The sequence below is a fragment of the Latilactobacillus sakei genome (assembly GCA_002953655.1).
Classification (GTDB): Bacteria; Bacillota; Bacilli; order Lactobacillales; family Lactobacillaceae; genus Latilactobacillus; species Latilactobacillus sakei_A.
Map to the genome: position 1 here is coordinate 346,693 of CP025839.1, position 23,850 is coordinate 370,542.

Genomic DNA, 23,850 nt, shown 5'->3' on the forward strand with positions numbered 1-23,850 from the left:
TTTGGCTTTTGAAATGAAATATTACTTATTATGCAGTTTTGAGAGAACGAAGTTCTTCTCAGTGCGTAAGCACAAATAGTGTGGTGGCGATAGCAAGAAGGATACACCTGTTCCCATGTCGAACACAGTAGTTAAGCTTCTTAGCGCCGATAGTAGTTGGTGGGAAACTACCTGCGAGGATAGGACGTTGCCACGCAAATTAAAAAGGTTGAACCTCAGGTTCAGCCTTTTTTGTTAGTTATATTTTAATTAGGAAGGGAAAATAATGACTCAAACAATTACAGCGAACAATATAGAGGCCTTTGTTGCTGAAGAACCGTTAGTTATTTTAGACTTTTGGGCGGACTGGTGCATGCCTTGTAAAATCATGACGCCAATGATTCAAGAATTACAGGCAGCTTCTAATGACGCATTTAAGCTCGGGATGGTGGATGTTGAAGATCAACCTGAATTAGCAGAACGATATGCCATTCAATCCGTACCAACCTTATTAATTTTCAAAAAGGGCAAAGCAACTGAAAAAGTAACGGGTGCTTTCCCTAAAGAAAAATTGAAACGGTATTTAGATAAGAAGATTGCAGAATCTAATCACGAAGGCTAAATAAAAGGCGAGACATCCAAATGGACGTCTCGCCTTTTATTTTGTTAAGCTTAAACAATACGACGCACATAGCGATAGAGTAACAGTGCGCTGCATTCACAGATTAGAATAAGAATGGCTAGTGGGAGATAAGTATAACTGCCCATAATTCCGACAAGTGGTGATAAGAAGATGCCAAAGACGTACATGCCTAAGCCTAAAACCGAAGAAGCGATACCGGCTTGTTTCCCTTGTCGTTGAAGTGCCAAGGAAGTGACAACGGCATTGATAAGACCAAGAGTTGAAACGACTAGGAATAAACCAATCAATGCTAACCAAAGTTTGTTAGGGCCTAAGCCACTGATCAAAATACAGAAACCGCCAATCAGTCCGCCAATGAGGCCTAATTTTAGTTGTTCTAATTCGGTGAACCAGTTAATCAGAACGGTTGATAATTCTGCCATTAGGATAATCCCAATCCCGTTAATCCCGTAGATAAGACTAAAAGTTGATTTTGAAAGTGAAAAGACGTTTTGTAACATAAAACTAGAGCCAGAAATATAACAGAACATTGCGCCGTAGACGAGTCCTTGGATAAGTACGAAACAGATAAAAGGCCGATCTTTAAAGACTGTTTGAACATTGAGTCGGGTACTGGTTGCCTTTTGATCGGCTGGGGATAACTTGTGCGTTTCTTTAAATCCGAAAATCAAACCGAGTAATAAGAGTAAGCCGGCACCACCGATGAAACCGAAGATACCTTGCCAGGAAGTATAACGTAATAGTAGACTACCAATTAACGGTGAGATAATCGGGAAAATCCCGTTAATGGCCATCAATAATGCGATAAACTTAGTCAGTTGTTTGCCGTTAAAGAGATCCTTCGCAACAGCCCGCGTGACCACTTGGCCAGCAGAACTTGCAAGCCCTTGGATAAATCTAAGTAAAAAGAATAACCAGATATTATGGGTAACAAGTGATAGAAAACAAGCGATAATGGCTAGTGATGTCCCAATCACCAACGGTTTTTTGCGACCGACGCGATCACTCCAGGCACCCATGAAAATGGGGCCAATCGCTAACCCCGCTAGGCACATCGTCAAACTAATCTGAATCATGGAAGCGGAAGTATGAAAATCAGATTCCATAATTGGAAATGCCGGTAAATACATATCGACCAATAAGGGACCATAAGCGCTCAAAGAGCCGAGTAGAACGGATAGCCAGATGATTCTTGATTTTGAATAATGCATGAAAACCCTCCTAGATAAGCTGGAAAAAAGTCCAAAAAAATAGCCCGTCATAAACGTAGCTGTCGCAGTACGTATTCGAATAGGTGCTATAAATGATGCTTCCTTATTAGATTAACATAGATGGTGAATGATGAGGGGTTCTATGAGCAATTTTTAATCAGATTTATTGTTTCTATTTAAGTTTAAACAAGTTATGATGGAGATATTGAGAAAAGAATTGAGTGAGGGTTTGTATGAAAATTGCACAAAAAAATAAAATTCTAGAAACCTGCTTAATTGCGGGGCGCATTATGATTGAAAGTGGTTCTGAAATGTACCGAGTTGAAGATACGATGAACCGAATTGCTTATAATGCTGGTATTCAAAAGAGTGTGGTCTTCACGACACCCACTGGCTTATTTATCGGGATTGAAAATCAACCGTATGTGCAGTTGGAATCAGTTGCAGTGCGTACGATTAATTTAGAAAAAGTTGAAAATGTTAATACCGCTTCACGGCAGTTTGCGACCAAAGAAATTACGTTAGATCAGTTAAGTACTCGTCTCAAACAAATTGATCAACACACACCTTATTTTCCGTTGTGGATTCAAATTATTGCAGCGGCTTTTGTATCAGCGTTATTAATGATTATTTTCTCCGGTGAATATGACTGGGCTGATTTATTACCAGCGGCCTTAGTGGGGGCTTTAGGATATGCCGTTTTTTCTGAAATCAATCGTTTGACTAGCATTCGCTTTATTGGCGAGTTTTTAGGAGCCTTTTCGATTGGTGTATCAGCTTACTTATTAACGAAGTGGCACCTAGGGGTCGATCTCGATAATATTATTATTGGGGCTGTGATGCCACTTGTGCCTGGTGTGGCGATTACTAATTCGATTCGAGATATGTTAGCCGGGCATTTATTATCTGGTATTGTGCGCGGTGTTGAGGCGCTTTTAAGTGCCTTTGCGATTGGAACCGGGATTGCGTTAATCTTTAGATTCTTAATTTAATGAAGGTGGTGGGATAGTTGCCATATTGGGTACAGTTCATTGTCCAAGCAGTTTTTAGTTATTTTTCAACAGTCGCGTTTGGAATCTGTATTAATTTACCGCGGCGCGCACTAGTTTGGTGTGGGATTGCAGGCATGCTTGGTTGGCAGGTTTATTGGGTACTGTTTAACCTTGGTAGTGGTCGGATGATGGCTAATTTATTCGGGGCGTTAGCTGTCGGGATTGTCGGGAGTATTTTAGCTCGCTATAAACGAATGCCCGTGATCATTTTTAATATTCCTGGCTTAGTGCCCTTGGTGCCGGGTGGTACTGCCTATCGGGCAGTTCGCAACCTAGTTTTAGGGAACATCTCACAAGCTGTTACCCAGAGTGTTTCGGTAGTGATGGTCGCAGGGGCGATTGCAGTCGGTTTTATGTTTGCCCAAATTCTAGCGGATATTACCAGAAAAAGAAGTAGTGTGCCGATTTGGCTTTCAAGACACTAAAAAGTATGCTATACTATTGTTATGCGATGAGTCGAGTAAGTCTCGGTAGGCAACTATTCTGCGAAAGCAGCTAGGAGACCCAAAGATACAGGATACCACGATTATTAATTTAATCACTTGCCGTATTGCAAGGGTGTTTTCGCCCGCTGTGTTGTGGAGCACATGGTGTTTATTCTTCGGAATACTGTCGAGAAAGATCTTTCCTTTTAGGAAGGGTCTTTTTTTGTGCTCCCAATCGGGTTTTCTGTAAATTTCAGGTTAAAAATTGAAAGAAATAATGTGGTTTAATGGCTTTTCACGAATTATTTCAGAAATTAGGGCTTACTTAATGCAAAAAAAGTGGTTTTCGTTTACAATAAGTAAGTATTGAAAAAGGAAATGAGGGATAGAGATGACTATTACATATATTGTGATCAATATTATCATTATGTTGATCATGTTATTCGTTCTAAATAAGATGGCGCGGATTCACGTTAAATTCAGTCGACGGGTCTTCACGGCATTAGGTGTCGGTATTTTGTTTGGTGCTATTTTACAATTAGTTTTTAAAACCGACTCAGAAGTAGTGAAACAAACGGCCGATTGGATTGGGATTGTCGGAAACGGTTATGTATCATTCTTGAAGATGATTGTGATGCCGTTAGTCATGGTTTCCATCATTCAAGCCATTACTAACTTGGAATCGTCTAAGGGCTTAGGTAAAATGGCCGGAATGGTTATTGGTTTATTAGTTTTCACGACGTTAATTGCCGCAACTGTTGGTTCAGTGACGTCAAACGTGTTTGATTTAAATGCGAGTTCCATTCAATCAGGACAGGTTGAAAAGGCTCGTTCAAAAGAATTAGAAACAAAATTAGGGGATGTCCAAGAACAAACCGTCCCTGAAAAGATTGTTAGCTTCATTCCAGAAAATCCATTTATGGATATGACTGGTGCACGACCAACGTCAACTTTAGGGGTTGTTATTTTCTCAGCTTTCTTGGGTTTAGCAGCCTTACAATTACGGCGGAAGAAACCGGAACAAGCAGAGACGTTTAATAAAATCGTCAATGCCTTTTACGCCGTTATCATGCGAATGGTTACTTTAATCTTGAGAATGACACCGTACGGGGTTTTGGCATTAATGACAACGACGGTGGCCCAAACAGATGTCCAAGGTATCTTGAATCTAGGGAAGTTCGTAATCGCCTCATACGTTGCTTTAATTATCATGTTTATCGTTCATTTCCTATTGATCACCTTTACGGGTTTAAACCCAATTAATTACATTAAAAAGGTTATTCCAACCTTAATCTTTGCCTTTACCTCACGGACAAGTGCGGGTTCAATTCCAATGAATATTGAAACCCAAACAAAACGTTTAGGGGTCGAAGAAGGGATTGCCAACTTGTCAGCTTCATTTGGGGCTTCAATTGGTCAAAACGGCTGTGCTGGTGTTTATCCAGCGATGTTAGCAGTTATGATTGCACCAACGGTTGGCATTAACCCTTGGAGCATTGGCTTCTTGGTTAAATTAATCTTAATTGTGGCGATCAGTTCATTCGGAGTTGCCGGTGTCGGTGGTGGCGCAACATTTGCCGCTTTGATCGTCCTTTCTTCAATGAATTTACCAGTTGGGTTAGCCGGTCTTTTAATCTCAATCGAACCATTAATCGATATGGGGCGGACAGCATTGAACGTTAATGGTTCAATGACTGTTGGGGTGTTGACGGCACAATTCCTAGGTAAATTAGATAAGCATAAGTTTAATGATATGACATTAACAGAAGATTCAGATGAAGTGGCATAATTTTAAGTTGGAGGGATAACAATGCGAACCATTATTGTAGGAGCAACAGCAGCCGGGACGAGTGCGGCCGCTAAAGCTAAACGAATGAACCCAGAATTAGAAGTTGTGATGTATGAGATGCGGGATTACGTCTCCTTTGGTGCTTGTGGCTTACCATACTTTGTCGGCGAGCATTTTGATAATCCTAACCAAATGATTGCTAGAACGCCGGAAGCTTTTGCTAAACAAGGCATCGACGTGCAATTAGAACACGAAGTCGTTGCGGTTGATTTCGATACACAGATGATTACTGTTCGTGATTTAAAAACAAAGCAGGCCAAAACAGAACATTACGATCAATTAATGTTAGCGACTGGGGCAACGGCAGTGATGCCACCATTTGAAAATGGTCAATTGGATAATATTTATCATTTACGGACGTTGGCTGATGGTGAAGTGCTCCGTCAGTTAGGTCAAACACCTGAAATTCAATCCGTAACGGTGATTGGTGCGGGCTTTATCGGTTTAGAAATTGCTGAAGAGTTCCATCAATTAGGTAAAAAAGTACGGGTTATCCAACTAGAAGATCGCGTCTTGCCACTTGCATTTGATTCAGAATTAACGGAGATGATGGCCGCTGATTTACGCGATAATGGGATCGAATTACGATTATCAGAAGCTGTTCAATCTTTTGAAGGACAATCGAAGGTAACGGGCGTTGTAACTGATAAAGGTCGCTACGCAACAGACTTAGTGGTTGTCGCAGCTGGGATTCGGCCTAATACACAATTTATCACGGATGAGCGGCTTAAAAAGCTTAAAAATGGTGCGATTGTCGTCGATCAAACAGGGCGGACATCAATCGAAAATGTTTTCGCAGCAGGCGATAATGCCACGGTAATTAACAGTGTGACCGGCGAGCCCATGTATTCTGCTTTAGCCACTGGTGCTAACAAGTTAGGTCGCGTTGTGGGCGTTAATTTAGCGGGGCAACAAGCACAATTACCAGGGATGCTAAATTCAGCCGGGGTCAAGTTAGTGACCCTTGAAGCTGGGCGGACAGGACTAACTTCTGCCCAAGCACAAGCAGCTGGCATTGATTACGATACTGTTTTGATCCACGATAAGAATCATACCGATTATTATCCAGGTCAATCAGAACTGACGATTAAATTAGTTTATAAAAAAGCAGATCATGTTTTAATCGGGGGTCAAATTATTGGGCAAAAGGATGCGGTCTTGCGAGTTGATGTACTCGCAACTGCCATTCAGGCACAAATGACAACTGAGCAATTAGGGTTATTAGACCTTGTCTATGCGCCACCATTTGCAAGAACTTGGGATGCATTAAATGTTGCCGGAAACGTGGCTCATTAGGTGATTTAAGAAAAAGGGATGACAAATTAAATTTTGTTGTCCCTTTTTTTAGTACTTTCTAAAAAAAGGGTGGAAGCGTGCAAACTTGATTAATGGGGCTAAATTATGCTAAGATTGCTTTTAGAAATTATTTTTTTTTTAAGATATTTAGAAATTACTTACGAATATTAAGAATTACCAAATATAAAATCATGTTTAGGAGATAAGTTAATGAACAACACGAAGAGTTTAATTGCACTTGGTTCAGGTATCTTAGGAGTCGCTGGAATGAGTTTAATCAGTGCAGGACAAGCCAACGCCGCAACCGCAACAGTCAATTACTCAGCTGGCGCAACTACGGTTTGGACAAGTCCTGAGACTGGACAAACAGCTAAACGTTACATTTTTAAGGGGCAATCAGTTAATCTACTCGCTTCTCAAAAAGTGGGTGCTGAAACTTGGTATCGGATTGGTAACGGCGAATGGGTGCCAGAACGCTATTTGACGACTGCTAAGGAAACACCTAAAGCACAAACAGATGCTACTAAAACGATTCGTGTTGCTTTTGCGGATGGTGCCACAACTGTCTGGTCAACACCAACTTATACACAACCTACTGGCCGTTATATGACTTACGGTCAAACTGAAGGCGTTGTAAAAACACAAACTGTCTCAGGTGAAGAATGGTATCAATTAGCTAATGGTGGTTGGATTCCGGCTCGTTTTACAGGTGAAGGTCAATTGAAGAGCACCCCGGTTGTTAAGCAAGCAGCAACACCTACTCAAGCACCAGCTCAATCAACGACTGCTGCTAAGGTAGTGACGCCAGCCGCTGAAACAGTAACCTCACAAAGTACATCGGTAGCAACACCAGCGCCAGTTGCCTCATCATCAGTTTCAGAAAGTGTTGCTTCAAGTACAACTGTCTCAGAATCAACAGCACCGGTTGCATCAGAGAGTCAAGCTGAGTCTGTTTCGACACCAGTAGCCTCATCGTCCGTTGCTGAAAGTAGTAGTGTAACGTCAGAATCGACAGCGCCAGTTGCTGAAAGTAGTGTGACATCAGAATCAACAGCATCAGCGGTTGAAAGTTCAGTTGCACCAGCGCAAAGCTCATCTGCAACAGCCGTAGAAGTACCTGCTAAAGAAACGGTTGAATCAACACCAGAAGCGACACCAATTCAAGCAGAATCTGCGACTGTTTCATCAACGACACCTTCAACACCAGTTGTTGAAAGTAGTACCCAACAAACAACACCTAAAGCACCGGTACAACAATCGTCTGTTGCCGAAAGCAAACCAGCGGTTGTTGAAAGTACTAAACCAACAACGCCCACACAAACAACACCGACACCAGCGCCTACAACGCCAAAACCCGCAACACCAGCACCAACCACGGGTAATGCACAAGCTGTTATCAATTTAGCAATGGCTCAAATTGGTAAACCTTACGTTTGGGGTGCTCATGGCCCAAGTAGCTTTGATTGTTCTGGTTTGATGGATTATGTCTTCCAAAATGCAGCCGGTCGGAGTATCGGTGGCTGGACAGTCCCTCAAGAAAGTGCCGGTTATTCTGTTTCATTAAGCAGCTTACAACCTGGAGACTTATTATTCTGGGGTGCACAAGGTAGCTCATACCACGTTGCTTTATATATCGGTGGTGGCCAATACGTCCACGCACCACAACCAGGTGAAAATGTTAAAATTGGTTCAATGCAATATTACACACCAAGCTTTGCTAAACGTGTCTTCTAAACACTTAAAAATTAAAACATCTCACGTTCTGTGGGATGTTTTTTGTGTTTTAGACTAAAATAAGCTATGCTAGGTAGAACATCAAAAAAGGACTGATGAAATGAAAATCGGCGTACAAGCATTTATTAATGAAATTCAAGATCAAACTTATTTAACAGATGAATATGAAATAGCAACACCCAACCCATTTGTGGCAGCTGACTTCTTGGCACAATTGAAACCTGCTGTCAGTAAGGCTGTTGAAAAACAAGCATTGGCTTCTTTTTCAGCATTAACCACTTATGAAGGTGAACAAGTGAAGGTGACGCTAGAAACAGGTGTTGTGAATTTACCATTACAATACATCAAAAAGGTGAACCAATTTTTAGAATTAGAAGCACAAGCGGAAGTCAATATCTATCTTTATGTCACTTCACTACTAGTGAACCGCTCGGGAATGCGGATTGACCTCATTGGAACTGTTGCTGACTTTGAAGCACAAGCTGATCAAGCGTGGGCCAAAGTCGAACAACTATTAACGCAGGATCTAGAAGCTGTTGAAGCAGGCGCTAAGTTGGCTAAAGAAGCACCAGTTGAAGTCCCTAAAAAGGCTCCTGCTAAGAAAAAAGCAGCACCTAAGAAGAAAACGGCGGCTAAAAAGACAACTACCAAGAAAAAAACGACAACCACTAAGAAGAAACCAGCGACAAAGAAAACAACCACTAAAAAGACAACGACTAAGAAAAAAAGCGATGCTTAAAGTATCGATTCAAAAAGGGTCTAAGACAAAATTTACTTTTGTCTTAGACCCTTTTTTATTATCCGAATATTGATGGTACACTTTTTCTAATCTGCTTGTTCAATTGCTTGTTGGATTGGTAGGTCACCATTTACAAATGAATACTTGTGGTGGATTGTTTGTTCTGGTTTTTCAAGGACAGCTTTGATCATGGCTGCAACATCAGCACGGGCAACTTGTCCACCAGTTGGTTGCATGGTGAATTGCGCTGTACCAGCATCATTGGTTAATGTGCCGGGTCTGAGGATTGTCCAGTCTAAACCAGAAAATTCGAGCCAGTGATCAGCATAGTATTTAGCGGCATAATAAGGCTTGATACTTTCTGGCCACTTGGCGCGGTCTTCAACGAAGAGGGCACTGACCATGACATAGCGTTTCACATCCGCGATTTTAGCAGCCGCCATACTTTTAACAGCGCCGTCTAAATCGACTAATAGCGTTTGATCGTCGCCAGTTTTACCACCGGAACCGGCAGTAAAGACGATGGCGTCATGGTCAGCAAAAAGAGGTGCTAACTCTTTAGGTTGTTTCGTTAAGTCAAAAGAAACGGGGGTTGCGCCTAATGCTGTCATTTCAGTTGCTTGTGCCTCATTGCGGATACCTGCAGAGACGATGTGGCCCGCTGCAACGAGTTTGGGGATTAGTAATTGGCCGATGTTACCATGGGCACCAATAACAAATATTTTCATAATAGAGACTCCTTTGCTGATTATCTTAAGATACATTATAGTAGTTATTATTAGTAAGTGCAAAATAAAAGCGCCGTGTTATAGCACAATTAGTAAAACAATTATAAAACGTTTTTTCTAATATGAATTATGAGATTTAAATAAGAAATATAAGCGATGCATAGACGTTAAATAAACCTTTTTATATAATTAACATGGTGAAGCTTGCCATCCATTTAATAACCTTCTCATAATCACATAAATATGCTTATTGTAATATAATGAACTGCTATTCAATTTGTGTTATGGTACAGGTATAAGGATTGTGATGTATTTTACAATAACCTGATTTTACAAATTGTTATTTAATTTTTCTTGAGGAGAGGCGTTTAGAATGACAAACCAATATCGTAGTGTTTTTGATATTATTGGACCGATTATGATAGGACCTTCTAGTTCACATACTGCTGGTGCTGTGGCGATCGGACACGTTGCCAATCGACTTTTCCATGCGCCAATTAAAAAGGTGATTGTGCGCTATTATGAATCTTTTGCACAGACCCACCAAGGACATGGGACCGATTATGCCATTATTAGTGGTGTGTTAGGATTCGATCCTGCTGATCAACGGGTACCAATGGCGGTCGATTTAGCACGTCGTCAGGGAATTGAAGTTGAATTCATTGAAGATCCTGGTGATAGCCCAGTTAATCATCCCAATACTGCTGAATTAACCCTTATTAATTCACAAAAATCATTAACGATTTGGGGTTGTTCGATTGGTGGTGGGACCATTGAGATTCGGAAGGTTGATTTAAATGGGATTATCTTCCAACCAGACGGCCCGCTACCTATTATTTTTGTCGAAGCTGACCAAGAGATTGGGACTGCTTTGGACCACATCTTCAAGGATAATTATCGTGACGAACGCATCTCAGTTCGGGTACCAGGTCGGTTCTTGTATAAATTAGAGTTACTTGATAAGCCTTATCCAGAACAGGTTGAACAGGTTCGTGGTATGAGTAAAGATATGATTGTATTATAGAAGGCGGTGAAATGTGATGTACACAAAAATTCATGAGTTAGTTCAAACAGCGCAAGAACGGCAACTACCTATTTCTGAATTAATTATTGAGCAAGAAATCAAAATGAGTCATTCTAGTCGAGAAATTATCTGGGCAACAATGGGTAAAAATTTAGATGTCATGCTTGCTGCTGAAGAAAAAGGGGTGACCGGTGAAGGCGTTCAGTCAGCAACTGGGATTACCGGTGGTGAAGCCGTTTTGATGAAACGGTATCGTGAAAAAGGGCAATCACTATCAGGTGATATCATGTTGGAAGCTGTTCAAAACGCCATTGCGACAAATGAAGTTAATGCGTCCATGGGGATTATTTGTGCGACACCAACGGCAGGTTCTGCTGGGACTTTACCAGGGATTTTATCAGTGATTACGAAACAGTTATCACTCGATCGTGATGCGCAAATTCGTTTCTTGTTTTGCGCGTCAGCATTTGGGATGGTTGTTGCTAATGATGCCATGATTGCTGGTGCGACAGGTGGTTGCCAAGCAGAAGTCGGAAGCGCCTCAGCAATGGGTGCGGCCGCAGCAGTTGAAGCAGCCGGTGGAACACCACAACAATCTTCAGAAGCTTTTGCGATGGCGATGTCTAATTTATTAGGCTTAGTTTGTGATCCCGTTGCAGGGTTAGTTGAAGTCCCATGTGTTAAGCGGAATGTGATTGGTTCCGTCAACGCTTTAACAAGTGCTGATATGGCACTTGCTGGTTTAGTAAGTAAAATTCCAGCTGATGAGGTCATTAGTGCAATGAAGAGTATTGGTGAAAACCTACCTTCAACACTGAGAGAAACTGGCTTAGGCGGTTTAGCAGCAACACCAACTGGGATTGCGCTTAAAATGCAAATTTTTGGTCAAGATATGAGTATTGATAAATAAATAGCTTTGCTATTTTAGGAGGAAATTCGATGCAAAAGAAGCTTTCAAAGTCAGCATACGGTGGCATTTCGGGAGAAAAGTATGTCCCGTATGTTAGCCAAGGGAATAAGAAAGTCGGTAACACTGCTATTTTAATTATGGGGAGCTTATTAGCAATTATTTTTGCAGCTTCCACTGCTTATTCAGGGATGAAGGCCGGCTTAACTGTTGCGGCCGGCATTCCAGGTTCAATCATTGGTTCCGGTTTAGTAGGGGCTTTCGCTAAATCAAAAGGGATTTTAGGTAAAAATATCATGCAAGGGATGTCCAGTGGTGGGGAATCAATCGCCAGTGGGATGATTTATGTTTTACCAGCCATCGTTTTAATTGGTGGTCATATCAACTTTATTGAAGGATTAATTGTTGGGATTTTAGCAATTCTCTTTTCAATTGGAACATCTTCATTAGTGCATAACTACTTAGTTGTTGAAGAACATGGTAACTTGGTTTATCCAGAAGCCATGGCGATTTCAGAAGCGCTAGTTGCTTCTGATACTGGTGGCGATTCTTTGAAATACATGGGAATTGGCTTTGGTATCGGTGGCGTTATTACGATGTTAACAACTTCTGTTTTTGGGGTTGTTAACAATATGATGAACTATGTTGGCTCATCATTTTATAAATGGAAATTAGACGTTGAAGTTAACCCCTTACTAGCAGGGATTGGGTTCATTGTTGGGTTAGAAGTTGCTTTAACGATGTTTGCGGGTGCTTTATTATCAAACTTTGCCATTGCACCACTTATCGGTTACTTTACTGATATGGCTGGCAACGGCGCTCATGTTTGGAATAACGCAAGCTTAGCTGTTAACCAAATGACAGTTAACGATTTAGCAAGTTCATACGTTAAATATATTGGTGCTGGGATGATGCTTTGTGGTGGTTTAATTGGTGCCATTAAATTAATCCCAACCATTGTCACATCAATCAAGAAGACATTAAACGCTAAAAACACAACTGGCGAAGATAAAAATACACTTGGTATGATTTCAATCGTACTTGGTGCGGTTGGGATTTTTGTAATTGGGATTATTATTGCCCAAAACTTCATGATGGGGATTGTTGGTGCATTATTAGCTGTTATCTTAAGTTTATTATTTGTTATCGTATCAGCTCGAATTGCCGGTACAATTGGTTGTTCTAACTTACCTGTATCAGGGATGACAATTGCTTCATTAGTGATTATGACGGTTGTCTTCGTCTTATTCGGTTGGACAAGCAATGCACATACCCAAATCTTATTAATGTTTGGGACTTTCGTCGTAACAGCAATCGCTGTTGGTGGTGGCTACATGCAATCACAAAAAGTAACTTATGTTATCGGTGGTTCTAAATCAGAAATGATGAAATACTTCATGATTTCAGCAATCATCGGGGTGGTTGTCGTTATCGGGACAATCAGTATTTTATCACCACAATTTGTCACAGATAGTGCAACACCTGCTTTTGGGTTACCACAAGCTAACTTAATCGCAACGTTAACATCAGGTATCATGTCTGGTGAATTACCATGGATTATGATTATCGTTGGGGTTGCAATGGCAATTGTATTATACTTCTTGGAATTACCAATTATGACTGTTGCGATTGGTTTTTACTTACCAATTTCAACAACATCAATTATTTTAATTGGCGCTTTAATTAAAGTGTTCATCGATAAAGTTACGGGTGATGAAGCTGTTAAGAATAACCGAATCCAAAGTGGGATTAGTTTATCTTCAGGTTTAATCGCTGGTGGTTCGATTATCGGCTTAATCGGGATTATCCTCCATGTCACAGGTGTTCTAAAAGACCGCGTGATTTCAGGCTTTGCAAGCAGTAACGAAATGGCATTGATTCTCTTAGTTGTCATGATTGTTGCGATTGCAGCACCATTGATGATGATCAAAAAAGGAGGAGATAGCGAAGATGAGGAAGCAAAAGGCTGAGGTTGATTTAAATCAACTAATCTTTGCTAAAGTACCAGAAGTTAAGTTCCAATTAAAAGCGGGACAGGTAACGATTATTCGTCCTCAGGATCATTGGATTCAACGATTCTTTAGACGGTTACACGTCAAAATTCCAGCTGAATCAAAATTGACGCTGGATGATTATGGTAGTTTCGTATTTAGACACGTTAATGGTCAGCGGAGTGTTTATCAGATTGGCCAAGCACTCGCAGCCGAATATGATGAAACAAACGACTATCTATATGAACGATTACTCGTTTATTTAAATCATTTAGAACAAACTGAACATTTAATCAAACGTGTGACGGATTGAGTTAATTAAAGTTGTGAATCATGATTAAAATAGCTTATAGATAAAGGAGTTTTTCAAATGACAGACAGAATCGAGTTATCCGCATGTACTTCAATGATGGTGGGCAAGAATGCGTCAATTGATGGCTCTACGATGATTTCGCGTAATGAAGATCGCTTTTATGCGATCCACCCTAAACGTTTCTTCGTACAACCAGCAGTGCACAATCGGCATGAAACATATGTTTCTAAATATAATGGGTTAACCATGCCCTTACCAGAAGAAGGGTATCGTTATACTTCCACTCCTAATGGTGATTTAAGCGATGGTTTGAATGAAGAAGACGGCATTAACGAGAAAAACGTCGCACTTTCTGCCACAGAAAGTGTCTACGCTAACGAACGGGTTTTAGCATATGATCCGTTGATTAAGAATGGTTTAGCAGAAGACTCAATGTGTTCACTCGTATTACCCTATATTAACTCAGCACGCGAAGGGGTTAAGTTGATGGGCGATATCGTTACAAAATATGGCTCAGCCGAAGGTAATGGTGTTCAATACAGTGATGAAAATGAAGTTTGGTATCAAGAAATCGTAACAGGACATCACTGGGTAGCTGTTAAGATTCCTGATGATTGTTACGCAGTTGCAGCAAACCAAGTTGCAATTGAAAATATTGATTTTAATGATCCTGATAACTACATGTGGTCAGATGGTATTCAAGAATTTGTTAGTGAAAATCATTTGAATCCAAGTGACACAGAATGGAATTTCCGGAAGATTTTTGGAACGGATACCGAAAAAGACCGTCACTACAACACACCACGTGTTTGGTATGCACAACGTTATCTCAATCCAGAAATTAAACAGGAACCAGAATCAAGTGATTTACCATTTATCCGGAAAGCAAACCGCAAATTAAGTGTGGAAGATGTTCAATATGTGTTAAAATCACATTATAACGAAACAGAATATGATCCGCTTGGTAATGGGACGGAAGAACAAAAGACGACTTATCGCGCAATTTCGCTTTCACGGACACAAAATTCCCATATTTGTCAGATTAGAAATAATGTGCCTGATGCGGTGAAAGGTGTTCAATGGTTAGGTTTTGGTGTACCGACATTCTGCCCTCACGTACCTTTCTTTACGAATGCAAATGATACGGATGAAACTTATCGGGAATTGCCTGAAAAGATGACTTTAAAGAATGCTTATTGGTTACACGAAGCTTTAGCAATGGTTGTAGAATCACACTACGGTGCGTTTAAACAAGCTGATATCGATTATCAAAAGGCATTATCAGAATGGGCAAGAACTAAGATTGCTGCAACTGATAAAGCAATTGAAAATCAAACTGACGCCGTAGCCTTTTTGACAGCTCAAAATCATGAGATTGCAACGCACTATAACGAAGCAACCACTGATTTGTTAGCACAATTAGTTACTGAAGGGACACAACTGTCTAAGTTAACGTTTGTGATGGATAAGAATCTTTAGGTCTAATCGGGCTTTTAATTAATTTGTCACACTTCCAAGGGGGGAGTGTGACTTTTTTTGGTGGAGGTGCTGAGAATGACTGATTTAAAAATGAGTTCCAAACGAATTGTGGTGGCAATGATTTATGGTTTTTTAGCAGCGGTCAGTGTGAATTTATTTTTGATTCCTGCTAAGACGTATTCCAGTGGTGTAACTGGGGTAGCACAATTATTAACGGCGTTTGTTGCCCACCTTGGTGGTTCTTTGAGTGTGGCGGCCTTAGTGTTTATCCTGAATGTGCCGCTGTTAGTATTGGCATGGTTTAAAATCAATCATCAATACGCAATTTTCAGTATTGTTGCTGTCTTTACGAGTGTTATTTTTTTGAAGATTATTCCAGTACCGGTTCAACCGATTATTACTGAACGTTTTGCAGGGGCCTTATTTGGAGGGGCCTTGATTGGTCTAGGCGTTGGACTTTGTTTTAGAGCGGGCTTTTCCACTGGGGGAACTGATGTTATTGTGACCCTTGTTGGTCGGTTAACAGGCAAGCGAGTGGGTGCCGTGAACAACGTCATTAACGGTATGATTATCCTCGCTGCTGGTATTTTCTTTGGTTGGGGTGCTGCTTTATATAGTATCGTTGAAATCTTCGTATCGAGCTTATTAATGGACTATATTTACACGCAACAACAAAAGGTGACAGTAACGATCTTTACGAAGCAACCTGAAGCTCTAAAGAAACGGATGCGCGAATTTATCCATGGTGCGACCGAATTGGATGGGACGGGCTTATATACGAATCAGGAGACATCTGTGATTATGACAGTTGTTTCTAAATATGATTTGACCGCCCTTAAATTAGTGGTGCAAGATGCAGACCCAAATGCGTTTGTTAATATTCAATCGACAATGAATTTATGGGGTCGCTTTGAAAGTAATGAATAAAAAAGAGCCGATTCAACAAGATTAATTGTTGAATCGGCTCTTTTAGGACTATTTTGTTTTAGCGGCTTTCAATTGTTTAAGATTAACAACAATTTTGTTGTTTAATTCCGAAACGTTAGCTTTATCAACTGCGTCGAAATCCGTGATGGTGACTAAAGCTGAGTTTTCATATACCTTTTCGACAGTTCCTGTAAAAGCTGACTCTAGATCTTCGTTGACTTTACCAGTGACAATATCACCGATATTGAGATTTTCTTTATCCATCGTAAAAACTCCTTTAGACATAATAAAATTACCAAATAAGGTGATAATAAACTATGTCACTCTAAATAGCAAGCTCTAACCAAGTAAAAAGAAAATAAATCTGTGACACAATTGCTGATAGCTATTTAATTTATAAAGTAAATAGGCTAGAATAGAGTTGTGTTAGCGATTACAAAAGCGGCTGAAAAAGGAGTTATTATGGAACCTTACTTAGTTTTTTCAGATATTGATGGGACATTAGTCATTGATCATCAAATTGTCACACCATTTACGAAGCGGGTTATTCGAGAACTACAGCAACGAGATGTGATATTTTATATTGCAACCGGACGAATGTATAATCTTGGAAAAGTAATTGCACGTCAAATTAATGATGATGCACGAATTATTGCCTCTAATGGTGCTGTATTTGAAAATGAGCAAGGAAGTGTTCAACATCATTTAGGCCACGCTGCGCTAAAAGCAGCTTACGAAATCACACAATCAAATCCGCGATTATCAGCCCATTTTTTTACGACTGATGCGGCATATTATACACGTGAAATTCCGCGGTTTGTGGCACGTGATGCGGGGAACCTCACCAGTATGGGGGCCGAAATTGCTTATGACTCAGTCAATGATTTAGATACTTTGCTAGCGATGAGTAATCAGATTATTAATGGTATTATTGTTGCGAAAGGTGAACCAGCATTACTAGCGTCAGTGAAACAATACCTAGCTGAACAAGATGTGATGAATTTATCATCATCCGGACCGGATAATATCGAATTAATTCCTAAGGGAATCGATAAGGCAACGGCGATTCGCCAAATTCAAACCCTACATGGGATTGATGCAGATCATACCTTTGTTTTTGGGGATGGTCAAAATGATCTTGGCATGTTACAAGCGGCTAAGTATAGTGTTGCAATGGGAAATGCTTTACCAGAAGTAAAAGCAGTCGCTAATTATGTGACGGAGAGTAATGTTAACGATGGTGTCGCTAAGTTTTTACAAAAACATTTTGAATTATCATTATCAGATTCAGAAGTTGGCCTTTAGGGACTTGACCCGCTTTTTATTTTTCGATATACTTATATCACGGTCAACAATTAGCCGTGATTATGCTGTTTTAGCTCAGTAGGTAGAGCATCACCATGGTAAGGTGGGGGTCGTCGGTTCAAATCCGATAAACAGCTTAATAATCATTCGAATTAAAGACTGTTGCTAATGTGCAACGGTCTTTTTTTGTACCAAAAAAGGAAACGCTTAGGCAATCGTTTCCTTAGTGGTTGTAATGTTTTGGTAGTATTGAGGATCGAGGCTAGTAATGAGTGGGCTGAGGGTACCAATTCCCAACAAGGTTAAGTCGTGCATGGCACGCGTCATCAGTGTGTAGAGTAAGTCAACGTCACTTGATTGGCCAAAGGTGGTTGCTGAAATGTCGTAACCAATGACAGCATCGAATTCGAGACCTTTAGCGAGATATAACGGTAATACTAAAACACCTTTTGGCAATGAGCGGGTGGTTTCGGAGATGAGTGTTACCTGATCATCGGGAGTCAGGCTGGCGAAAAGTTGGCGCGCCGTTTGTTGATCCTTGGTTAAAATGGCGATAGTTGCATGCCGTTTTTGTAGGTGGAAAATTTCTTGCGTTAAGGCATTTAAACTAGCTTCCTTAGTGGCTGTGATGACACGAGGGAGCCGTCCATCACGACTAAAGGCTTGCAAGGCTGTTTCTTTAGGCAATAAGGCTTTTGCGAAATTCGTGATGGGGGCAGTCGCGCGATAGCTCTTCGTCAAACTAATTTGGTTAGTTTTTAGTTTTGGAAAAGCCGCGCAGAGGCGTTCAATGAAATTACCGGCTTGATAAGTAGCGGTAAAGACGTCCTGCGCGTAATCGCCGAGCACGGTGAATTTAGCGTTCGGGAAAGCATGCTGGAGATAAACGAATTGCGCAATGCTATAATCTTGCATCTCATCGACGAATAAGTATTGAATGCTGTGATTTTGACCACTATCGGTTAATAAATCACGGAGATACAGAATTGGCGCTGCGTCACTTAAACCGACGAGGTGGCGTTCATTATTTTGAGCGACTGTTTCAATCATTGCTTCCCAAACGGCAACCGGAATTGTAGCCGGACAAGCTGTCCGTAGGAAGTTTTGATATTCAGTATACACATCCAAAAAGTAATCGTTATAAATAGCATCGTATAAATCAGCAAAATAATTTTGAACAATTTCCCGGGCAATAAATGCTTGTTCTAAATCGCCAGAATCAAATTCGCGATCACCGACGATGGCACGGTAGTCATCATCTGATAAGGTATCGATTTTTTCAGCGACCCAATCAAGGTGCACTTCTAAATTAATTTGGCGTTTAAGTCGTTTAATGAGGGTATTTTTAGTGGCAATAAATTTATCACCGGGACGCATATTATGTGGGAGATCGAGATAAATTTTATTAATTTGCGCTTTTGTGAAGAACGGACGATCTTCAAAGTAGAGGTCATTGAAGGCCAATGGCTGTGTAGAAACCTGTTTAACATAATCCGCAATTTGTTGCATAAAGGGGGCACTTTCTTTAAAGCGGCGCATTGCTTGCGTCATTTCTGGGAAACTCGTTTGGTCTTTTTCAAAACGATCGAAGAGTGTTTCAACTTGAAGCCCCGAGAAACGATGACTTAAAAATTCAGCCATCGTCACTTGGCGCATATTCTTTTCCCCTAAACTAGGCAGCACCTCAGAAATATAGTGACTGAATAAGCGATTAGGTGAAAAAAGGACCATTTGATCGGCTTCTAAGTGACTACGACTGTGATAGAGTAAGAAAGCGATGCGTTGTAAAACAGCGGAGGTTTTACCGCTGCCGGCGACCCCTTGGACAATCAGCAAATCGGCAGTGGTATCACGGATAATATCGTTTTGTTCTTTTTGAATTGTTGCAACGATATTTTGCATGTACTCATCACTTTGTTGGCCGAGGACGGCTTGCAGAAGTTCGTCGCCCACTGTTTCGTTTGTATCAAAAAGATGTTCAATTTGACCGTTTTTAATCTTGAACTGCCGTTTTAGTGTTAAATCAACTTTAACGGGGCCATTAGGCGTGTCGTAACTGACGGTTCCTAATGTGCCATTATAGTAAATACTAGCGATTGGTGCTCGCCAATCATAAACCAAGAATTGGTCTTGTTCGTTGATAAAAGTGGCGGTCCCGATGTAGAGTGATTCTTCCTCACCGTCTTCATTGATATCAATCCGGCCAAAATAAGGAGAGTCAACTAAATCCGTTAGTCGTTTTTGTTGCGTCGTTAAGAGTTTCTCGTTTTCAACGGCCGCTGCGACTAGTTGTTTTTGCTGTTGGACAGCAGCGTTGGTTTCCATCCGATCATCGACTTCGGTGATATTGACCTTGGTAGTATCACCATAACGTTGTTCAATATCTTTAGTTTCATTATAGGCATTGTCCAATTGCTGGTTGATAACCGTTAGCCGTTGATTGACTTGGTCAACCGTTAAATCAACACGGGCTTGTTCTTGTTGTTGCGTATCTTCTTGTAGCATGGCGACCTCCAGATGTTAGTTGTTATATTATAGTCGTGTTATTAGAAAAAAGCGACCGTTTGACATTCATTTTAAAATCCGTTAGTATGACAGTAATTCAACAAACAGAGTGAAGGATAAGTAGCAACTTTAACTTTTTGTACAGGAAGCGGCGGTACTGAGAAGTCGTCAAAAGCAAGTTGTGAATGGGCCTTTAATCGGGAGCTGGTGATAAGCCAGTTCGGGTAGCGCCCTTATCGCATAAGTGGCACGATTTTTTCGTGCAATTTAGGTGGTACCACGTCTAAGCGTCCTAATTGTGAACAACAATTAGGACGTTTTTTTAGTTGATAAGTAAAAATTGGAGGACCTTATTATGGCAAAAAAAATCATCTTAACCGGCGATCGACCAACTGGTAAATTACACATTGGGCATTACATCGGATCATTGCGCAACCGAGTTGCGATGCAAGACTCAGGCGAATACGAAACATTCATTATGATTGCTGATCAACAAGCCTTAACGGATAATGCGCGCGATCCTGAAAAGATTCGTAACAGCCTTTTTCAAGTCGCTTTGGATTATTTATCAGTAGGCATCGATCCTGCTAAAACAACCGTCTTTGTGCAATCGCAAATTCCAGCTTTAAGTGAATTAACAATGCATTACTTGAACCTTGTGACGGTTTCGCGGTTGCAACGCAACCCAACTGTTAAAGCTGAAATTCAACAAAAGAACTTTGAACAAAGTATTCCAGCTGGTTTTTTAATTTATCCTGTTAGTCAAGCTGCTGATATTACAGCGTTCAAAGCAACAACCGTCCCAGTTGGCGATGATCAAGAACCAATGTTGGAACAAACCCGCGAAATCGTCCGGACATTCAATAACGTTTATGGCCAAGAAATTTTGGTTGAACCAGAAGGCGTCTTCCCACCAAAAGGTGAAGGTCGCTTACCTGGCTTAGACGGGAACGCCAAGATGAGTAAGTCATTGGGCAACGCCATCTACCTATCAGACGACGCTGAAACGCTTGAAAAGAAAGTCATGTCAATGTACACTGATCCATTGCATATCAAAGTAACCGATCCTGGTCACATTGAAGGCAACACTGTCTTTACTTATTTAGATGCTTTTGATGATGATCATGAAAAAGTGGCTGAACTCAAAGCACAATATCAAGCTGGTGGTTTGGGTGATGTGAAGATTAAACGTTACTTAAACGAAGTCTTGCAAGCTAAATTCGCACCAATTCGTGAACGTCGTGCTGAATTCGAAAAGAATCCAGCAGCCGTTTATAAGATGTTAGAAGAAGGTAGCAAGAAAGCAAATGCCGTTGCAGAACAAACGCTTAAAGAAGTACGCGATGCAATGGGGATTAATTATTTCAACTAAATTTTGTTAATGAAAGCTTGATTGAACGCCAGTTAGGAGATCAATCAAGCTTTTCTTATGGCATTAAAAAAGTGAAAAAAGTTAAGCCTTTTTATGGTAATTTACTAGTGCATATGAGAAACTTAACTCAATTTATTGAGTCTGAAAATGCTCTTTCAATCAACCGCAGTGGGTTATATTTAGCGCGTGAGAAAAAGGGGGAATTCATATGCATGATTTTACTAAGGGTAATCCATTAAAAGTGATTATTTTGTTTACCGGACCATTGTTGATTGGTAATATTTTTCAACAATTATACAGTGTTATTGATACTCTAATTGTTGGACGAACAATTGGTGTCAATGCCTTGGCAGCTGTTGGATCGACTGGTGGCTTAAATATGCTGATTATTGGTTTTTGTACAGGGACGACAGCTGGTTTATCGATTTTGACAGCCCAACGTTATGGTGCACAAGATTATCGCGGTGTGAAGCGTAGTTTTGCAACGAGTATCCTAATTAGTTTGGTGATTACAGTAATCTTAACCATTTTGAGTATGGTGTTTTCGCGGCAAATATTAGTTTTGATGAAGACACCAACGGCGATTATTGCTGATGCCCAGCAGTTTATTATGATAATTTTCGCTGGTATTTTTGCTTCCATGGCTTTTAATTTATTATCGAATATTATCCGAGCACTGGGTGATAGTCGAACCCCACTTTTTTTCTTAATTGTGGGCGTGGTGGTTAATATCGTTTTAGATTTTATCTTTATTTTAGGATTTAAAATGGGTGTTGAAGGGGCTGGATTTGCAACAGTTTCCGCGCAAGTGGTTTCTGCTGTGTTATGCTTAATTTATATTTATCGACGGATTCCAGCCTTGGTTTTACGGCGTAAAGATTTTCGGATAACGCCCAAAGAAGTTCGTGAGCATTTAAAAGTAGGCTTACCGATGGGATTTCAATCCTCAATTATTGCCATTGGGGCCATTGTTATTCAGATTATGTTGAATACACTAGGTGCAAGCGCAGTCGCAGCCTATACGGCAGCTGGCAAAATAGATCAACTTGCAAACCAAGTCGGCAATTCATTTGGTGTCGCACTGGCAACCTATGCAGCTCAGAATTATGGGGCTCGGCAGTACGATCGAATCCGAGTGGGCGTGCGGCAAACGTTATTGGTGTCGATTACCTTTAGTATCATAATGGGGGCTTTAATTATTACTTTTGGCCGACCATTAGTGAATATCTTTATCGGGACGCAACAGCCGCACGTAACGGCGTTAGCGCAAATTTATTTCCGCTATAATAGTAGTTGTTACTTTATTTTAGCGATCCTGTTTGCGATTCGCTATACACTACAGGGCTTAGGGCAGAGTGTGATGCCAACGCTAGCAGGATTGGCTGAGTTATTAATGCGGATTTTTGCAGGTATTATCTTAGTGAGGATGCTTGGCTTTACCGGGGCTAGCATGGCCAATCCATTAGCTTGGATTGGTTCATGTTTAGTCTTATTGGGATCATACTTTAAGACCATGCGGCAGTTAAAACGAAGAGCAGCAAAGCAAACGAAAAAAAAGGAGTCCCCAAATGTTTAAAAAAAGATTCATTGGCGTTGTTGCGCTATTAGCACTAATGTTAGCGGGGTGTCAGGTTCAACCAGCGACGCCCCATAAACCAGCACAAACAACGACGACTCACAAGCAAGCCAAAACAACAACGGCTTTAGCCGCTAAGACGTTCAAAAGTGGGGACGAACCTTATCTGGTAGTTAATCACAATAAATCGACGTTAGATGTGCGCCAATGGCAAACTGAACGCATTAAATACGGGGCGTTGGATGATTTGAATCGAACGACGACCAACACGGCCTATTTATCAAACGAAACGCTAGGCCATTCGCATACACGGGCGCGTCAAAATTGGCGTCCAACCGGTTGGCATAACCAGCCTGTAATGATTGATGGTCACCGGGTAATACCACAAAATCGTGGTCATCTAATTGCTTATGCGATTTCATTTAATTTTGATGAAGATGGTGTTTTTAAAAAAGGTCAACCAGGCAGCAATGATAGTCCTAAGAATTTGGCCACCCAAACTGAATTCAGTAATCAACGGACGATGCAGATTTTTGAAGATCAGGTCCGGCAGGCTTTAATTCGCCATAAAAAGGTGATTTACCAAGTAACGACCGTCTTCCGCGGATCAGAATTGATGCCTCGTGGTTACTGGGTACAAGCCATTTCAACGGATAAGACATTGAATTTTAATGCGTATGTTTGGAATGTTGAACCTAAGATGCAATTTGATTATGCCACTGGTCGCGGTCGCGTTGATTCAGCAATGAAAGTTAGTGACCGTTACCAAGGTAATCGTTATACAAGATAATAAAT

21 protein-coding genes, 1 tRNA gene and 1 rRNA gene are annotated in these 23,850 nt (G+C 40.8%); 19 read left to right on the forward strand and 4 right to left on the reverse strand.

From position 1 onward, the window contains the following. The first annotated feature begins 79 nt into the window (after nucleotides 1–79). Together rrf and trxA are read left to right on the forward strand one after the other, a co-directional pair. Nucleotides 80–196 (forward strand): 5S ribosomal RNA (gene rrf, locus C0213_01495). 69 nt (nucleotides 197–265) lie between these two features. Beyond that, nucleotides 266–601 (forward strand): thioredoxin, encoded by a 336-nt coding sequence (trxA, locus tag C0213_01500; protein ID AUX11166.1) that lies wholly within the window; start codon nucleotides 266–268, stop codon nucleotides 599–601. 50 nt (nucleotides 602–651) lie between these two features. On the opposite strand, the gene C0213_01505 is transcribed toward trxA, so the two are convergent. Continuing rightward, the gene (locus tag C0213_01505) at nucleotides 652–1,833 is read right to left on the reverse strand and encodes a Bcr/CflA family drug resistance efflux transporter (protein AUX11167.1); all 1,182 of its coding nucleotides are present in this window, start codon (nucleotides 1,831–1,833) and stop codon (nucleotides 652–654) included. A gap of 233 nt (nucleotides 1,834–2,066) precedes the next feature. On the opposite strand from C0213_01505, the gene C0213_01510 reads away from it, so the two are divergent. The 6 genes from C0213_01510 (at nucleotide 2,067) to C0213_01535 (ending at nucleotide 8,928) form a co-directional block, all read left to right on the forward strand. After that, nucleotides 2,067–2,825: a hypothetical protein gene (locus C0213_01510; protein AUX11168.1), complete on the forward strand. Its 759-nt coding sequence runs from the start codon at nucleotides 2,067–2,069 to the stop codon at nucleotides 2,823–2,825. Between the two features lie 17 nt (nucleotides 2,826–2,842). Continuing rightward, nucleotides 2,843–3,310 carry a threonine/serine exporter gene (locus C0213_01515; protein AUX11169.1) on the forward strand — a complete coding sequence of 156 codons (468 nt, stop codon included), beginning with the start codon at nucleotides 2,843–2,845 and terminating at the stop codon, nucleotides 3,308–3,310. Between the two features lie 391 nt (nucleotides 3,311–3,701). Beyond that, the gene (locus C0213_01520; GenBank protein AUX11170.1) at nucleotides 3,702–5,099 is read left to right on the forward strand and encodes an L-cystine transporter; all 1,398 of its coding nucleotides are present in this window, start codon (nucleotides 3,702–3,704) and stop codon (nucleotides 5,097–5,099) included. Between the two features lie 21 nt (nucleotides 5,100–5,120). Then, complete coding sequence (locus tag C0213_01525; protein AUX11171.1) at nucleotides 5,121–6,455, forward strand: CoA-disulfide reductase; 1,335 nt, start codon at nucleotides 5,121–5,123, stop codon at nucleotides 6,453–6,455. 210 nt (nucleotides 6,456–6,665) lie between these two features. Continuing rightward, nucleotides 6,666–8,189, forward strand: coding sequence for a cell surface protein (locus C0213_01530; protein AUX11172.1), 1,524 nt, complete (start codon nucleotides 6,666–6,668; stop codon nucleotides 8,187–8,189). 100 nt (nucleotides 8,190–8,289) lie between these two features. Continuing rightward, nucleotides 8,290–8,928, forward strand: a complete 639-nt coding sequence (locus C0213_01535; protein ID AUX11173.1) for a hypothetical protein — start codon at nucleotides 8,290–8,292, stop codon at nucleotides 8,926–8,928. Nucleotides 8,929–9,014: 86 nt separating this feature from the next. Here C0213_01535 and C0213_01540 read toward each other — a convergent pair whose 3' ends face one another. Then, complete coding sequence (locus C0213_01540; protein ID AUX11174.1) at nucleotides 9,015–9,656, reverse strand: short-chain dehydrogenase; 642 nt, start codon at nucleotides 9,654–9,656, stop codon at nucleotides 9,015–9,017. Nucleotides 9,657–10,029: 373 nt separating this feature from the next. Between C0213_01540 and sdaAB the strand changes: the two genes are divergently transcribed. The 6 genes from sdaAB (at nucleotide 10,030) to C0213_01570 (ending at nucleotide 16,297) form a co-directional block, all read left to right on the forward strand. Next, complete coding sequence (gene sdaAB, locus C0213_01545; GenBank protein AUX11175.1) at nucleotides 10,030–10,680, forward strand: L-serine ammonia-lyase, iron-sulfur-dependent, subunit beta; 651 nt, start codon at nucleotides 10,030–10,032, stop codon at nucleotides 10,678–10,680. Between the two features lie 16 nt (nucleotides 10,681–10,696). Continuing rightward, nucleotides 10,697–11,590 (forward strand): L-serine ammonia-lyase, iron-sulfur-dependent, subunit alpha, encoded by an 894-nt coding sequence (gene sdaAA / locus C0213_01550; GenBank protein AUX11176.1) that lies wholly within the window; start codon nucleotides 10,697–10,699, stop codon nucleotides 11,588–11,590. Nucleotides 11,591–11,619: 29 nt separating this feature from the next. Further along, nucleotides 11,620–13,557: a peptide transporter gene (locus tag C0213_01555; protein AUX11177.1), complete on the forward strand. Its 1,938-nt coding sequence runs from the start codon at nucleotides 11,620–11,622 to the stop codon at nucleotides 13,555–13,557. Further along, nucleotides 13,538–13,891, forward strand: coding sequence for a PqqD family protein (locus C0213_01560; GenBank protein ID AUX11178.1), 354 nt, complete (start codon nucleotides 13,538–13,540; stop codon nucleotides 13,889–13,891). The genes C0213_01555 and C0213_01560 overlap by 20 nt, the downstream gene beginning before the upstream one ends. 57 nt (nucleotides 13,892–13,948) lie before the next feature. Beyond that, a complete protein-coding gene (locus C0213_01565; GenBank protein ID AUX11179.1) occupies nucleotides 13,949–15,370 on the forward strand; it encodes a dipeptidase in 1,422 nt (473 codons plus the stop codon). A gap of 75 nt (nucleotides 15,371–15,445) precedes the next feature. Next, the gene (locus C0213_01570; GenBank protein ID AUX11180.1) at nucleotides 15,446–16,297 is read left to right on the forward strand and encodes a YitT family protein; all 852 of its coding nucleotides are present in this window, start codon (nucleotides 15,446–15,448) and stop codon (nucleotides 16,295–16,297) included. 48 nt (nucleotides 16,298–16,345) lie between these two features. Here C0213_01570 and C0213_01575 read toward each other — a convergent pair whose 3' ends face one another. Next, nucleotides 16,346–16,561 (reverse strand): DUF2187 domain-containing protein, encoded by a 216-nt coding sequence (locus tag C0213_01575; GenBank protein AUX11181.1) that lies wholly within the window; start codon nucleotides 16,559–16,561, stop codon nucleotides 16,346–16,348. Nucleotides 16,562–16,759: 198 nt separating this feature from the next. Here C0213_01575 and C0213_01580 point away from each other — a divergent pair, with 198 nt between their 5' ends. Then, nucleotides 16,760–17,602, forward strand: a complete 843-nt coding sequence (locus C0213_01580) for a Cof-type HAD-IIB family hydrolase (protein ID AUX11182.1) — start codon at nucleotides 16,760–16,762, stop codon at nucleotides 17,600–17,602. Nucleotides 17,603–17,666: 64 nt separating this feature from the next. Beyond that, nucleotides 17,667–17,739, forward strand: a tRNA-Thr gene (locus tag C0213_01585). A gap of 70 nt (nucleotides 17,740–17,809) precedes the next feature. Here the strand turns inward: C0213_01585 and C0213_01590 are convergent. Further along, on the reverse strand, nucleotides 17,810–20,107 hold the full coding sequence (locus tag C0213_01590; GenBank protein ID AUX11183.1) for an ATP-dependent DNA helicase: 2,298 nt from the start codon (nucleotides 20,105–20,107) through the stop codon (nucleotides 17,810–17,812). A gap of 355 nt (nucleotides 20,108–20,462) precedes the next feature. On the opposite strand from C0213_01590, the gene trpS reads away from it, so the two are divergent. From trpS to C0213_01605, 3 genes are all read left to right on the forward strand, one after another. Further along, entirely contained in the window at nucleotides 20,463–21,479 is a 1,017-nt protein-coding gene (gene trpS / locus C0213_01595) for a tryptophan--tRNA ligase (protein AUX11184.1), read from the forward strand. A 208-nt stretch (nucleotides 21,480–21,687) separates the two neighbouring features. After that, nucleotides 21,688–23,055 (forward strand): MATE family efflux transporter, encoded by a 1,368-nt coding sequence (locus C0213_01600; protein AUX11185.1) that lies wholly within the window; start codon nucleotides 21,688–21,690, stop codon nucleotides 23,053–23,055. After that, nucleotides 23,048–23,845 (forward strand): DNA-entry nuclease, encoded by a 798-nt coding sequence (locus C0213_01605; GenBank protein ID AUX11186.1) that lies wholly within the window; start codon nucleotides 23,048–23,050, stop codon nucleotides 23,843–23,845. Before C0213_01600 ends, C0213_01605 begins: the two co-directional genes overlap by 8 nt. The last annotated feature ends 5 nt before the right edge of the window (nucleotides 23,846–23,850 follow it).

What these genes read in the sequence shown, in the direction of transcription:
- trxA (AUX11166.1), top strand. Translation starts at nt 266, where the DNA reads ATGACTCAAACAATTACAGCGAACAATATAGAGGCCTTTGTTGCTGAA.
- C0213_01505 (AUX11167.1), bottom strand. Translation starts at nt 1,833, where the DNA reads ATGCATTATTCAAAATCAAGAATCATCTGGCTATCCGTTCTACTCGGC.
- C0213_01510 (AUX11168.1), top strand. Translation starts at nt 2,067, where the DNA reads ATGAAAATTGCACAAAAAAATAAAATTCTAGAAACCTGCTTAATTGCG.
- C0213_01520 (AUX11170.1), top strand. Translation starts at nt 3,702, where the DNA reads ATGACTATTACATATATTGTGATCAATATTATCATTATGTTGATCATG.
- C0213_01525 (AUX11171.1), top strand. Translation starts at nt 5,121, where the DNA reads ATGCGAACCATTATTGTAGGAGCAACAGCAGCCGGGACGAGTGCGGCC.
- C0213_01530 (AUX11172.1), top strand. Translation starts at nt 6,666, where the DNA reads ATGAACAACACGAAGAGTTTAATTGCACTTGGTTCAGGTATCTTAGGA.
- C0213_01535 (AUX11173.1), top strand. Translation starts at nt 8,290, where the DNA reads ATGAAAATCGGCGTACAAGCATTTATTAATGAAATTCAAGATCAAACT.
- C0213_01540 (AUX11174.1), bottom strand. Translation starts at nt 9,656, where the DNA reads ATGAAAATATTTGTTATTGGTGCCCATGGTAACATCGGCCAATTACTA.
- sdaAB (AUX11175.1), top strand. Translation starts at nt 10,030, where the DNA reads ATGACAAACCAATATCGTAGTGTTTTTGATATTATTGGACCGATTATG.
- sdaAA (AUX11176.1), top strand. Translation starts at nt 10,697, where the DNA reads ATGTACACAAAAATTCATGAGTTAGTTCAAACAGCGCAAGAACGGCAA.
- C0213_01555 (AUX11177.1), top strand. Translation starts at nt 11,620, where the DNA reads ATGCAAAAGAAGCTTTCAAAGTCAGCATACGGTGGCATTTCGGGAGAA.
- C0213_01560 (AUX11178.1), top strand. Translation starts at nt 13,538, where the DNA reads ATGAGGAAGCAAAAGGCTGAGGTTGATTTAAATCAACTAATCTTTGCT.
- C0213_01565 (AUX11179.1), top strand. Translation starts at nt 13,949, where the DNA reads ATGACAGACAGAATCGAGTTATCCGCATGTACTTCAATGATGGTGGGC.
- C0213_01570 (AUX11180.1), top strand. Translation starts at nt 15,446, where the DNA reads ATGACTGATTTAAAAATGAGTTCCAAACGAATTGTGGTGGCAATGATT.
- C0213_01575 (AUX11181.1), bottom strand. Translation starts at nt 16,561, where the DNA reads ATGGATAAAGAAAATCTCAATATCGGTGATATTGTCACTGGTAAAGTC.
- C0213_01580 (AUX11182.1), top strand. Translation starts at nt 16,760, where the DNA reads ATGGAACCTTACTTAGTTTTTTCAGATATTGATGGGACATTAGTCATT.
- C0213_01590 (AUX11183.1), bottom strand. Translation starts at nt 20,107, where the DNA reads ATGCTACAAGAAGATACGCAACAACAAGAACAAGCCCGTGTTGATTTA.
- trpS (AUX11184.1), top strand. Translation starts at nt 20,463, where the DNA reads ATGGCAAAAAAAATCATCTTAACCGGCGATCGACCAACTGGTAAATTA.
- C0213_01600 (AUX11185.1), top strand. Translation starts at nt 21,688, where the DNA reads ATGCATGATTTTACTAAGGGTAATCCATTAAAAGTGATTATTTTGTTT.
- C0213_01605 (AUX11186.1), top strand. Translation starts at nt 23,048, where the DNA reads ATGTTTAAAAAAAGATTCATTGGCGTTGTTGCGCTATTAGCACTAATG.